Origin of the sequence: Olivibacter sp. 47, assembly GCF_030372825.1 — a bacterium.
GTDB classification, from domain to species: Bacteria; Bacteroidota; Bacteroidia; order Sphingobacteriales; family Sphingobacteriaceae; genus Olivibacter; species Olivibacter oleidegradans.
Window position 1 is genome coordinate 6,074,687 of the sequence record NZ_JAUCNR010000001.1, and the last position, 13,069, is coordinate 6,087,755.

A 13,069-nucleotide genomic window follows, 5' to 3' on the forward strand; every position below is an offset into this window, starting at 1 on the left:
TATTTTTAGTGAGCTAGGTCACATCATTTACTATGGTAAAGTCTGCTGAGCGTTTCTCTTGAAACTCCCAAATATGCTGCGATCAAATGTTTCGGAACAAGATTGTACAATTCAGGATATTGGTGCATTAGTTCCTCGTACCGACTACGGGCATCGTTATTTAATAGCGATAAAATTCTTTTTTGCAAACTGATATAACCTTTATTGGAACGCCATCTTAGAAAAGTTTCAATTTCGCGAATTTCTTTACAAGCCTTTTCCCTCTCTTCACTGTGGAGACAAAGCGTTTCTGCATCCGCAACGCAGTCAACGTTTACAGTAGCTCTTTCATTATTGTACAAAGCTTTATAGTCGGATGCCCACCAAGTTCGCATGGCAAATTGCAAAATGTGCATTTTTTGTTCGTCATTTACGAAAAACGTCTTCAAGCAGCCACTTAACACGAAATATTCGCAATCAACCTCGTCTCCTACATGAATGAGCTGTTCTCCTTTTTTGAAAGAAACTGGCTGGAAGAAAGAAAAAAAATAATCAAACTGTTCGTCACTCAACTGAATAGTTTTATGGATATGTTGCCGGAGCATTTCGTATGGCGTCATGCAAATGTATTTGTCTTATTAACAGGTAAGTCTTGATGATGCTATTGCCTACAGCACTATGTTACCTAACAACAAGCAATGGTAAGTATAAACAGTTATACAGCAATCTCCGAATTTATTAATTTTTTACAAAAGTTTTGGATATATGCGAATTGTTCGTAGCAATCCTGAGAAGAACTTCTGAAACTCAAACAGCAACCAGGTAAAAAAATCCTTGTTGACTCCGTTAGCCTACTTCCGGAGTTGATAACTGCAGGCTTATTGATGAATTAATTTGGTTGTCCGCCCGGTCATTGTAGGAAGAGGGCGCTCATTGCTAAATGCCGGCAGCCTCCAGGAAAACCTCAATTTAAAGCTGGTTGCTAAAAATTTTTTAAATCCGGATATGTGACACTTCATTATTTGAAAAGTGACACTTAACTTTGGAGGCTGGCCACACAAACCCAGTTAAGTATTATAAACACTGAAACCTGAGGCAAACGACAAAAGAATTCTTATTTTCACCTATTATCAATATATTAGTTAAACCCTTTATGGAAGCTAAAGAAATTTTAAAAGCTCATGTCTCTAAGTTAGCTGCGTTATCAGATGAGCAGTTCGAATATTTCTTCTCGCATTTTAAAAAACTAATCTTTAAAAAAGGACAGGCTATTATTACTCAAGGCGATGTTGTTGACTGTGAATATTTTGTGGTTTCGGGTTGCTTAAAATCGTTCTATGTAAACGATGATCTGAAAATGTTCATTCTTCAGTTTGCCATGCCTACCTGGTGGACTTCGGATTACAATGCACTATATAACCAAACTAGCGCTACCATTAACGTAGATTGCATTACTGATGCAGAAGTGCTTTGTCTTAGCGATGAAGACCGGGAGAAATTATGTGCTGAGCTACATCAAGTAGGACATTTTTTTAGGTGGAGAACGAATAGAGGTTATGTTGCCACCCAGAATAGGCTGCTCTCTTTTATGAATAATAACGTAAAGTATAGGTATGAAGAGCTTTTAAAATTATATCCTGAGCTGTATAATACCGTTCCAAAAAACCTGATTGCAGCTTACTTGGGAGTCTCAAGAGAAACGCTTAGCCGACTATACCATACCTAAAGTGCTGTTGTCTAATTTCTCTATACTTTGTGAAGAATTAGACCATAGCTACCTACCAGCAATCATCAAACAAACCCGCGTACGACTTGTGGGCAATTACTTAACACGCTATCCTCCTAATTGGCGAGCCTGATATTCATTATAGATGTCCACCTCGGACACGAAATACATTCGATAGCAACGATTACTTACGATGGAGGAAGTTCGGAAGTGATCTAGATCACATAAAACTGAGGCTTATTTAAATGTGATGTAGATCACCTCTCCGACTCTAAAATACTAGCGTAATTTGTTCTGTATTTAAAACATAAACAATATGAAAACTCAGAAATTCAAAGTTATAACACCACAAAGCAACATAGACTGGGTGGGGAAAAAAGTAACGGGCGCACATAATGGAACCATTTCTATTAAAGAGGGCGAAATTATATTGAATGAGGGTAAACTTACTGGCGGTAAATTTATCATTGATACCAATTCTATAAAAATTCTGGATGTAACCGACCCTACACTTAACGCCCAATTCTTCGGTCACCTAGCTTCTGATGATTTTTTCTCATCCGAAAAATATCCTGAGGCGATTTTAGACATAACATCGGTTACGGACAGTCATGTTGAGGGAAACCTAACTATTAAAGGTATTACCCATCCCATTAGCTTTAATACGGTTGTTAATGTAAATGGCGATACATTAACCGCAACCGGCTTGATTATAGTGGACCGCACCAAATACGGAATGAAATTTCGTTCGGGAAATTTCTTTCAGAATCTAGGCGATACGCTTATCTACAACGAGTTTGAACTGAATATAAAGGTTACTGCAAAAGTTGCCTAAAGTTAAAATTACAATTATGCCGTACGTAAAAATCGAAGTTACTCGCGAAGGAGTTACAAGAGAACAAAAACAAAAGTTAATTAGTGGAATTACCTCCTTAATAACAGATATATTGAATAAAGATCCGCAATTAACTCATGTTGTGATACAGGAAATTGACCTGGATGACTGGGGATTTGCCGGAGAGCAGGTATCAATTTTAAGAGAAAAAGGTATTACTGCCGATAGAAAATAATAAAATGAAAAAGCAAACAATAATAGTAACTGGTGCTTCTTCAGGCATTGGTAAAGAAGTAGCTCGCCACTTTTTGGAAAAAGGCGATCATGTAGTGATCAATTCATCAACCGCTGAAAAACTCAGGGAAATTTATCACGAATTAGGTGCAGGTGAAAATCTTGCAATGATGGCAGGTAATGTAAGTGATCGAAAAACAGGGAAAAAACTCGCTGCTATAGCCCTCGACAGATTTGGTTCAGTGGATGTATTGATAAACAATGCTGGTATCTTCGAAACTAAACCCTTCCTACAAGTAGACGAGGCGTACTTGGATCGCTTTTTAAACACAAATTTAAAAGGGACTTTCTTTACAACCCAAGCGGTTATTCCGCAAATGCTTAAACAACGCAACGGCGTTGTGATCAACATTGGTACACCATTAGTAAATCATGCACTTGGCGGGCTGCCCATCTCTGCACAAATGGCATCCAAAGGAGCAATACATGCCCTTACAATACAGCTTGCAGCTGAGTTTGGGAAAAACAACATTAGGGTGAATACCATAGCACCCGGTACTATCCGCACACCGATGCACGGAAACAAAGCAGATGAAAGTGCGACCTTACACCTGCTAAATCGTGTAGGCGAGGTAGAAGATGTCGCTGAGATGGTTTATACAGTTGCTAAGAGCAATTTCATTAGCGGTGCTATCATTAATGTAGATGGCGGTATGGCCGCTGGCCATCACTTGAATTAAGTGGAAATATATTTTTATTATCTTTTGGTCTTATTTCTTTCAAGTACCCGAAGTACAAAATCAAAACACAATGGATAACAACAGGGACGAATTAGCGGCAATTACCTATGCGCTAGAAGATTTTTACCTTAAAGGTATTTACAAGGGTGATGTTGACAGGTTGCGTAAGGTATATCATCCTAACGCACTTGTATTAGGCGATGTAAATGGTGTACCTTATGCCAAAACGCTTGAACAATACCTAGATGGTGTCAAAAACCGCCAAAGCGTTAAAAACTCTGGGAAACCTTTTAAAGGAACCCTTATATCAATCGATATAATTAACTCTATTGCTGTCGTCAAGCTACACGTTAAGATGTATGATTTTAATTATGATGAATTTCTGTCCTTTCATCGAGTTAACGGGCAGTGGCTTATCGTGAATAAAATGTTAACCAATGTAATCAAATAATAATTATGGTGTTATGTGGTATAAAACAAAAGTATCTAAAATTATGGGTATACAATACCCAATACTACAAGGGCCGTTTGGCGGCAAGCTGTCATCTGTAGAACTGGTATCAACAGTATCCAATGCAGGAGGCCTCGGCGGTTATGGAGCGTACACGTTAAGTCCACAGGAGATAAACGAATTGATCCGCCAGATAAAGGCGGCTACTAATAAGCCATACAATATCAACCTGTGGGTATCTGATACAGACGCAGTAGATGATACGGTGTCAGATGAGCAATTTAAGCAATCGCAGCAAGTATTCAAACCTTATTTTGATGAGTTAGGGATAGACCTGCCAGAGAAACCAGCGCCCTTCAAAACTCGTTTTGAAAACCAGGTGGAAATAATTTTGCAACAACGTCCGCCTGTATTTAGCTTTATATTCGGTATCCCCTCTGCTACTGTTTTGGAACAATGCCATAAATTAAATATTGTGACAATTGGAACTGCAACCACACTGGATGAAGCTATCGCTTTAGAAACCGCCGGTGTCGATATGATCGTCGCGTCAGGATTCGAAGCTGGAGGGCATCGGCCTTCGTTTCTAGCATCAGCCGAGCAATCCACCGTTGGAACATTTGTATTGCTTCAGCTTATTAAAGAGAAGGTAAAAACACCAGTTATAGCCGCTGGTGGTATAGCTAACGCAAAAGGCGTTGCAGCAGCGTTGACGCTCGGTGCGGATGCGGTGCAAATTGGAACAGCTTTCTTGGCTACAGACGAATCGAATGCTACTACCTTTCACAAACAGATGTTGTTTTCTGATGCAGCCCGATATACCATGCTATCGAAAGCTTTTACCGGAAGATTAGGCCGAGGATTAATTAATCGTATCGCTCAGGACTTAATCCCTCAAGAAATGAATTTTTTGCCCTTTCCGTTGCAAACGCAATTTATGTCGCATATCCGGAAAGCCGCAATTGAACAAGAAAAGTGGGACATGATATTCTTTTGGGGCGGCCAGATAGCTCCTATCTTAAAACACACCAAAGCAAATGAGCTAATGCAAACAATAGTTAAAGAAACAACAGCATATCTTAAACAGCTAAAAGCTTAACATCATTAAAATGCAATCAAAATAATTAATTAAACGCGATTAGTATGCAAAATGAACAAGTTATTGTTGATTCAAGCTTTACAGCTATGATCAACGCACCGATTGAAAAAATTAACATTCCGGAATGGTGCTTTACGCTTCCTGAACATGAATATCAAGCGTGTTCGCCTGCCCACGTTACTTCGGGTGTTACCACGTCGCCAGACGGTAAAAGGATGTCTGTAAATGTTGAAGTTCTTGGAGGAAGCCTAATGGTTCAGCATTATATTGAAAAGGTATCAAAGCCATCGCATCTTATATTGGAATCCGTCTCTGACATATTTACACCTAGCGGACACATTAACATTCTTGTTCATTGGGAGATGAGCGTAAAAAAGATTGACGATAACACCTGCGAATTCACGAACCGAGTTATTTCAAAACCCACTGAGGAATTTATAAAAAGTATTGAAAAACAAGGGATTCCATTTGAATTATTCAAAAGCCAACGGCAGCCGGTATCGATTTATCACAATCAAAGCGAGACTCCTCTGTTCGCAAAAAGTATTGAACGATATGCTTTCAGAAATAATTAATATGGTTTGCAAAATTTGAAAGAAAATGAGAATTCAAACATACGAAGGCGACAATACCGCATTATTGTTTATTGATCCTTACAATGATTTTTTGTCAGAAGGGGGAAAAATTTGGCCGAGGGTTAAAGATGTCGCTGAAGATAACAACCTGTTAAATAATCTTCGTACTATTGTAAAAGCGGTCCGACAAGCTGATATCCCTGTGTTTATCGTGCCCCATAAACGGTGGGAATCCACTGACTATCAATACTGGAGGTACCCTAACCCGACGCAGCTGGCTATTATGGACCGTCATTCATTCGCAAAGGGTACTTGGGGAGGTGACTGGCACCCAGATTTTGCTCCCCAAGATGGAGATATTGTTGTTAAGGAGCATTGGGCGCAAAGTGGTTTTGCCAATACAGACTTAGACATGTTGCTAAAACAGCGAGGTATTAGTCACGTGATAGCTATTGGTTTGCTAGCCAATACCTGTGTCGAAGGCACCTGTCGATTTGCGATGGAATTAGGTTATCATGTAACCTTAGTAAAGGACGCCACCGCTGCCTTTACTAAGGAAATGATGCATGCAGCACATGTACTTAATGGGCCTACGTATGCCCATCTCATATTGACAACCGAAGAACTGGTAAAAGCACTGCCGAGAAAGCAATTATAGGCTGGCTACTTTACAGCCGCTGGCTTCCTTTGAACAACGGACGGGTCTTATTTAAAGGTAATACCAATACAATAATGAAACATGAAATAAGTTGTTGACTAAATTGGATTAAAGCGGATGACGGTTAGTAGGGAGCTGTTAGGACAAAAATTTTACAAAATTCCTTATTAACGTTAGCACCTCATCAAAATGGGTATCCAGCACATCGTGCCCTCCATCTAAAATATGAATTTGCGCGTTGGGCAGATCCTGCTTATAACAAGGCACTTCTTTCACAGAAAAGAAAATTTCATATTTTCCCCAAATGACAAGGGCCGGTGGTTGGTGTTCGCGAAAATAGGCCTGGTAAACAGGAAACATTTCTAGGTGGGTTTTGAAATCACAGTTTAACTCAAACTGCTTTTCAATATTACCCGGCCTCTTCAAAAACTCCCAGTCAAGCATCCAAAATTCCGGACTGACCCTCGATAATGTTTCTTTGGGAAGCCCACCGAAGTATTGGTTTTTTATACCTTCTACGCTTAAAAACTTAATGAGCTTTTTTTTCTTTTCAGCCGTTGGGTTGTACCAGTAGTCGATATACTCGTCCCATTCAGGTCCCATACCTTCTCGGTGCGCATTACCGCTCTGAACAATAATACCTGCAATCTTCTCCGGGTGATTGATGCATAGTTGAAGTCCAATCGGTGCACCATAGTCATGGAGATAAATAAAGTATTTGTTTAAATCTATCGCCTCAGTCAGTTTGTTTATCAAAACAGATAGATTCCCGAACGTATAGTCAAAAGTATCCGGCACGGGAAATTCACTGAAGCCAAATCCGGGATAATCCGGAGCGACAAGATGATACTGATCAGACATGGCAATCATTAAATTTTTGAAAGCTACGGATGACGTCGGGAATCCATGTAATAGCAATAGGGATGGATATTTTCTATCGCCAGCCTCCCGGTAGAAAATATCAATTCCATCGATTTTGATGGTTCTGTTGTAGATTTGCCTCGACATGCCATTGTATTTAACTGAAATATACAGGCTTAACCCAAAGAGTTATACCGCAATCGTTTAGAAATAACATATGCATGTTATATTTGTTCTGAACGATTGGAAAGAAAGTCTGTATTGCATTTCTTAAACCAACTTAAGTTTCATGTGCTTTTCTGTTAGTAATTTTGTACTGTTAATTTAAAAATTTAGCTATGGCCATGAAATTAGTACAATTTCCGCAACTGTTTTTAAGGTTTGCTCTTGCTATGACGATGCTCTCAGCAGTTGCAGACAGACTAGGTTTTTGGGGAGATAATTCAGCCTGGGGAAACTGGCAGCGTTTTGAAGAATATACGGCAACGCTCACATTTTTTCTTCCTCCAACTTTAAGCAGATTTTCCGCTTATGCAGCCACTTTTTTGGAAATTGTGTTATCGCTATTACTGATTTTGGGCTTTAAATTAAAATGGACCGCTATTGCTACGGGAATTCTACTGTTGCTATTTGCGCTTTCAATGTCCGTTTCTTTGGGAATAAAAGCACCGCTCGATTATTCGGTATGGGTGGGTAGTGCAGCTGCTTTTCTATTAGCAGTTCAACAAAAACCCAACAATACCGGTAGCTCGTTATGATATGGATGTGACCACTATTGAATATCGCAATTAGTTTATTTCATCAAATAGGGGTACTTATCAAAGCCTGATATGTTGATTAAATTTCAATTGCTTAATTACCGGTCTGGCTGTTTTCCCGTTGATGTTTCCACAGCTCATCAAATAGCACACTACGTGCCTTCAAATCGACAAAATTACCTTCATCAACTATTCTTCCATTTTGCAGAATGTAAATATAATCGAAATATGGAAGTAAGTATAAGCGATGCAAACTGGAGATAAGTGCTTTTTCTTTAAATTCTTCAAAAAGATGTTGATAGATTTTAACCTCTGTTTTAGGGTCTATGCTGCTGGTGGGCTCGTCTAGCAAGACAATACTGCTTGATCGCGCCGCTAGTATACCTCGCGCAAGGGCCAGTCGTTGTTTTTGTCCTCCGCTAAGATTTACACCCTTTTCTTGAATGTGCGACTCCAAACCTTTGGGAAGGGTTTGTACGACTTCTGCAAAATGAGCAATTCGACAGACTTCCATCACTTCCTCATCAGAAAAGGGAAGCCCTAGGGTGATATTGTGCTTGATCGTGTTTTCAAATATTTCCGGCTCTTGCGGGAAGAGGGTGACAGCATCGGCCAAGCTAGCAGCATCAATTTGCTTACTTCCATCTAATCTAATACGTGTATCGGACTGATAGGTATATAAGCCCCTTAGTATGGCCATAAGCGTGCTTTTACCACTGCCGCTTTCTCCAATCAACGCAATCTTCTGCCCCCTTTGAATGGTAAGATGAATATCATGCAGGCTGTGCGCATTTTGACCGGAAGAATAGGTTTCGGTATGCGAGAAATTCAAACCCTGTACCTCAACCTGCTGCCATTCATTTGGTAGTGCTACCGTAGCCTCGGCCTGATGCTGTTGTTGATAAGCATCGCTAATATGACGGGAGGTTTCCACATCGGTATTAAATTGAACGATCTGCGTATATTGCCAAGCTACGTCATGAAAAACGCTCGTGAACTGGTTGACAAATCCCAGCAGGGCAACTAGATTACCGATTAAAAAGAGTTGACCGGGCTGCCCGTGCTGATAAATATATCCCAATACGGTAACTACATAAATAAGCGCTACAAGCATATCGGCGATGAACCATTTGAATTCATTTACATGTACGGACGTTTTATAAGGAGGATAAACATCAGCTACTTTCCCCATTAAACTCTTTTCCATTCTATTCTGTAGCCGCAAAGTAATCACGGTGATGATATTAGAAAGGCTGTCAAACAGTGTTCCGGATACGATATGATCTTTTTCGTTTGTTTCGTCCAGTGCCTTGATATAGGGCTTATCAAACCTGAAAATGACGTAAACCGTCAGCATGCCGATACCTACACCGATCAGCCCAAACAACGGCGAAAAAGCAATCATAGCAATGAGAGAGAACACAAACTTCATCAATGCATAGGTATACATAAATCCGTTTTCAAAAAAGGATTTCAAGGCTGTATAGGCTTTCCGGATTCTATTGATGGTAATTCCGGAGTGATTATCCTGATGCCACTTCACCGGAAGATGTAAGGTTTGATGATAACGATCTTGCAAAAAATTTCGGCTAAGGGCGAATGCCAACTTCTGTTCAAGTATTCTCGCCGGTCCATGGAAACTCCATTCCACCAACTTGAGAAGCATATACGCCCCTACATAGAGCCAAGCATAATGTAGGTACGCAGCTCCTTCCTGCTGTATACCGTTGATGAACCAGCCATACAGTAGCGGATAAGTGGCAAAGGCTGCACTGGCAAGAATAAACAGCCCATATATGAAAACATAGCGTTTCTTCTCACCTCGGGCATAAGTCCAGGCGGTGCGTAATAGGGAGATGTAAGGGTTAGCCATAATTCAATGTAAAGGTAACTGATTATGTGCAATACCCTTAATTTTTTTACGCTAGACAATTTAAATGAATTGGCGACAACACCCTAACGGCGGTTAAAAATGATGAATTAGCTAATTTATATTTAATTAAAGGAGTTCCGGAACGCTTGCGGTGATAGCTTCGTTTTGATTTTAAAAAGCTTGCTGAATGACTGTGAATGTTCAAAACCTAGTGCATAAGCTACTTCACTCACGGATAAGTTGGTGGTAGAAAGCTTCTCTTTAGCCTTTTCAATTACTTTTGCATGAATATGCTGTTGCGCGTTCTGCCCTGTTAGAGAACGCAACATATCACTCAGATAGCTGGGCGAAAGATGTAGCTTTTCAGCAAGGTAGCTCACAGTTGGCGTGCCCTGGCTTGACGGCATTTCTTGATCAAAATATTGGTTTAACAACTCTTCTAGTCTCTGCAACAGCTCATTGCTAACGACCTTACGCGTAATGAATTGTCTCTTGTAAAAGCGATTGGCATAATTAAGCAACAACTCGATCTGGGAGATCATTACGTCCTGACTGAAGTCGTCAATCCGGTTATTGAGTTCTGTTTCGATATTACGGAAAATGGACATGATGATTGCTTTCTCCTCTTCCGACAAATGGAGTGTTTCGTTGGCGGCATAAGAGAAAAAACCATACTGCCTAATCTTTTTTGTCAAGGGATATCCTAAAAAGAAATCGGGATGAATCAACAGGGTGTATTCTGAACATACAGCGCCCTCATCATCATTACCGCCTATTATCTGACCGGGGGAAGCGAATAACAGGCCTCCCTCATCAAAATCATAGTAACCTTGGCCATACTTCAGCTTTCCGCTCAGCTTTGGCTTGTACGAGATTTTGTAAAATCCCAAAACGTGACGTTGCGGAATTTTAAAAAGTTCGATCTGAGTGTGTGCTCCATTGATAAGGCTAATAAGCGGATGCCGGGGCTGAGGCAAACCAAAAACCCGATGTGCATCTGAAAGCGATTCAAATTTATGCAAGCTTTTTTCTTCCTTTTTCATGCCAACAGCTAATATAGTCATAACCGGCTAGTTATGATAACCGGTTATGGTTGTTTTTTATTTCGGTTCACCTTGAGCGGCGCGGGATACCTCATCCCAAGCCTCCCAAATAGCCAATCGTTGCGCGTAAGCCGCTCGGGTACCTGATAGGTTATGGCTACCCAAGTTGAAACGCAGCGGTGGCTGTTCCGCGTCTATCATTTTAAACAAGGCCTGTGGCGTTGCTGCCGGATCGCCTCTTTCCATGGTTTTTAAACTGTCTACAAATTTAGCTTTGAAATCAGTATATACCTCCATACCCTGCGCAAACTTTAAGGATTCCTGACTACCGAATTCGGTAGCATAGGCCCCCGGTTCAATAATCGTTACCTGAATACCGAAAGGGGCTACCTCCGCCGCTAAGCTTTCATGAATAGCCTCAAATGCCCATTTAGAAGAACAGTAATAGCCTATTACCGGCATGGTAACATGGCCAAGGTTGCTGGAAGTACCGAGGATATGGCCATACCCCTGCTCTCGAAGCAAGGGCAAGGCGGCTTGTATCACGGCAACCGGCCCTAAAATATTGGTCTCGTAAAGTGCTCGGATATCTGCCGGGCTTGCTTCTTCGATAGTTCCTACCAAGGAGTAGCCGGCATTATTGAGCACGATATCCAACCTACCAAAATGCGCATGTGCGGCTGTGACTGCTTCTTTCACCTGATCGGGTTTCGTTACGTCAAGTGCTACCGTCAATACTTGCTCGCCATACTTATCTTTCAGATCGGCAATGCTTTCCAACTTACGTGCCGTTGCTGCTACTTTATCGCCTCGTGCTAAGGCGGCCTCCGCCCATACACGACCAAAACCACGCGATGTGCCGGTAATGAACCAAACTTTATCTTTTTGTTGTGTCATGATTGTTTATCGTTTTTGTTCCCAACAAAAGTAGTTTATGCACATTTTTTACTTGTGTGCTAAGTGCGGATATTTGTAGTCATAATGAGGATAGGTTATCTTATATCTCAAATAGTCGATTAACTTTTCATCAGCAATTTCTTGCTCAACCATTTTCTAAAGGGTTCATCATAAAGCTTTAAGAAGAGATAAGCTACTAATATAGTACCCAAAAAGAGAAGCAACGTTATCGGCCATATTTGGGTGAAGGTAAGATTTTCTTGCCATACCCATGCATAAAACAGGTACATGAAAGGATAATGTACCATATATAGTGGATACGATATATCGCCTAAGAATTTACAGATTTTAATAGAGCTTTTGCCGGTTGTAGTTCCGGAGGCACCCAAATAGACCAATATGGGAAAAATAACAAGTGTACATAGTGCATCATAGATCCCGTTCATCCAAAGAGCTTCTGCTTCCCCAATATGGGGTATGGAAAGTAAAATAATAATCGCCAAACTGCAGATCCAAAATGCGCCTTTTACTTCTACAGGTTTAAACTTGCGCGACATCAATACACCGGCGGAGAATGAAAACAACAAACGTAGAAATCCACCGATCAGGTTATGGCCTGCCATCGTCCATCCTACACCTAAATGGCCATAACCGGAAAAATTAAATATAGCAAAGGAGGCCAATCCGATTCCGGCCAACAGGACGAGTACCGCAAGTGCTTTTGCCGATAACCTACGGATGAACAATGCATACAGGATATTGCCGATATACTCAAAGAATAAGGACCAACTAGGGCCATTGAGCGGATACATCTCTCCATTTCCACGTACTTCGGGGCCCGAGCCAGGGGCAGCAGGGATTAAGAAGAGATTAATGAGTAAAGCTAGCATTAACATGGATAAAGATACCTTCGAACCATCCCATTTCACGCTGCCTTGTATATAGAAAGTAATCGCGCCTAAAATAGCGCCCATAATAACCATGGGATGTAAACGGATTAATCGACGTTTGATAAAATCTTTTACTTTCATTGTTTTCCAACGATCGTCATAAGCATAGCCGATAACGAAGCCGGACAGTATAAAGAAAAAATCAACGGCCAAATATCCGTGATTGAAGTGTTGGTCGACAGGACTTGTTGCAAATGCTTCGAATATGTGGTACCAAATAACCATAAGAGCCGCAACGCCTCTTAAGCCGTCAAGAAGAATGTAGTGGGGTTTAGTGTCTGCAAAAGCAGCAGAAGCGATTTTGTGCATAAAAATGTATAAATTGAATGGTTATTTCAATACCAAATGACCATACGGCGAGGTGTTATCCAAAACTTTCTTTTTCTTGCC

Annotated in this window: 15 protein-coding genes; 9 read left to right on the forward strand and 6 right to left on the reverse strand. The window is 40.7% G+C overall.

All coding sequences use genetic code 11. From position 1 onward, the window contains the following. Positions 1 to 23 precede the first annotated feature (23 nt). Positions 24 to 599 carry a Crp/Fnr family transcriptional regulator gene (locus tag QT327_RS26340; RefSeq protein ID WP_130854915.1) on the reverse strand — a complete coding sequence of 192 codons (576 nt, stop codon included), beginning with the start codon at positions 597 to 599 and terminating at the stop codon, positions 24 to 26. 533 nt (positions 600 to 1,132) lie between these two features. Between QT327_RS26340 and QT327_RS26345 the strand changes: the two genes are divergently transcribed. The 8 genes from QT327_RS26345 (at position 1,133) to QT327_RS26380 (ending at position 6,297) form a co-directional block, all read left to right on the forward strand. Beyond that, on the forward strand, positions 1,133 to 1,705 hold the full coding sequence (locus QT327_RS26345; RefSeq protein WP_130854914.1) for a Crp/Fnr family transcriptional regulator: 573 nt from the start codon (positions 1,133 to 1,135) through the stop codon (positions 1,703 to 1,705). 316 nt (positions 1,706 to 2,021) lie between these two features. Continuing rightward, a complete protein-coding gene (locus tag QT327_RS26350; protein WP_130854913.1) occupies positions 2,022 to 2,540 on the forward strand; it encodes a YceI family protein in 519 nt (172 codons plus the stop codon). Between the two features lie 16 nt (positions 2,541 to 2,556). Next, a complete protein-coding gene (locus QT327_RS26355) occupies positions 2,557 to 2,775 on the forward strand; it encodes a tautomerase family protein (RefSeq protein WP_130854912.1) in 219 nt (72 codons plus the stop codon). 4 nt (positions 2,776 to 2,779) lie between these two features. Further along, positions 2,780 to 3,514, forward strand: coding sequence for an SDR family NAD(P)-dependent oxidoreductase (locus tag QT327_RS26360; protein ID WP_130854911.1), 735 nt, complete (start codon positions 2,780 to 2,782; stop codon positions 3,512 to 3,514). A 70-nt stretch (positions 3,515 to 3,584) separates the two neighbouring features. After that, a complete protein-coding gene (locus QT327_RS26365) occupies positions 3,585 to 3,965 on the forward strand; it encodes a nuclear transport factor 2 family protein (protein ID WP_130854910.1) in 381 nt (126 codons plus the stop codon). 13 nt (positions 3,966 to 3,978) lie between these two features. Further along, on the forward strand, positions 3,979 to 5,064 hold the full coding sequence (locus QT327_RS26370; protein WP_130854909.1) for an NAD(P)H-dependent flavin oxidoreductase: 1,086 nt from the start codon (positions 3,979 to 3,981) through the stop codon (positions 5,062 to 5,064). 44 nt (positions 5,065 to 5,108) lie between these two features. Then, positions 5,109 to 5,639: a hypothetical protein gene (locus QT327_RS26375; RefSeq protein ID WP_130854908.1), complete on the forward strand. Its 531-nt coding sequence runs from the start codon at positions 5,109 to 5,111 to the stop codon at positions 5,637 to 5,639. Positions 5,640 to 5,664: 25 nt separating this feature from the next. Then, on the forward strand, positions 5,665 to 6,297 hold the full coding sequence (locus tag QT327_RS26380) for a cysteine hydrolase family protein (RefSeq protein WP_130854907.1): 633 nt from the start codon (positions 5,665 to 5,667) through the stop codon (positions 6,295 to 6,297). A 138-nt stretch (positions 6,298 to 6,435) separates the two neighbouring features. Here the strand turns inward: QT327_RS26380 and QT327_RS26385 are convergent, their stop codons facing one another. Then, the gene (locus tag QT327_RS26385) at positions 6,436 to 7,305 is read right to left on the reverse strand and encodes an alpha/beta fold hydrolase (RefSeq protein WP_130854906.1); all 870 of its coding nucleotides are present in this window, start codon (positions 7,303 to 7,305) and stop codon (positions 6,436 to 6,438) included. Between the two features lie 191 nt (positions 7,306 to 7,496). Between QT327_RS26385 and QT327_RS26390 the strand changes: the two genes are divergently transcribed. After that, positions 7,497 to 7,916, forward strand: coding sequence for a DoxX family membrane protein (locus tag QT327_RS26390; protein WP_130854905.1), 420 nt, complete (start codon positions 7,497 to 7,499; stop codon positions 7,914 to 7,916). 94 nt (positions 7,917 to 8,010) lie between these two features. On the opposite strand, the gene QT327_RS26395 is transcribed toward QT327_RS26390, so the two are convergent. From QT327_RS26395 to QT327_RS26410, 4 genes are all read right to left on the reverse strand, one after another. Beyond that, positions 8,011 to 9,789 carry an ABC transporter ATP-binding protein gene (locus tag QT327_RS26395; protein ID WP_130854904.1) on the reverse strand — a complete coding sequence of 593 codons (1,779 nt, stop codon included), beginning with the start codon at positions 9,787 to 9,789 and terminating at the stop codon, positions 8,011 to 8,013. 122 nt (positions 9,790 to 9,911) lie between these two features. Further along, entirely contained in the window at positions 9,912 to 10,853 is a 942-nt protein-coding gene (locus QT327_RS26400; RefSeq protein WP_013664212.1) for a helix-turn-helix domain-containing protein, read from the reverse strand. 36 nt (positions 10,854 to 10,889) lie between these two features. Continuing rightward, positions 10,890 to 11,729 (reverse strand): SDR family NAD(P)-dependent oxidoreductase, encoded by an 840-nt coding sequence (locus tag QT327_RS26405; protein ID WP_013664213.1) that lies wholly within the window; start codon positions 11,727 to 11,729, stop codon positions 10,890 to 10,892. 119 nt (positions 11,730 to 11,848) lie between these two features. Continuing rightward, a complete protein-coding gene (locus QT327_RS26410) occupies positions 11,849 to 12,988 on the reverse strand; it encodes an acyltransferase family protein (RefSeq protein WP_130854903.1) in 1,140 nt (379 codons plus the stop codon). Positions 12,989 to 13,069: the final 81 nt, after the last annotated feature.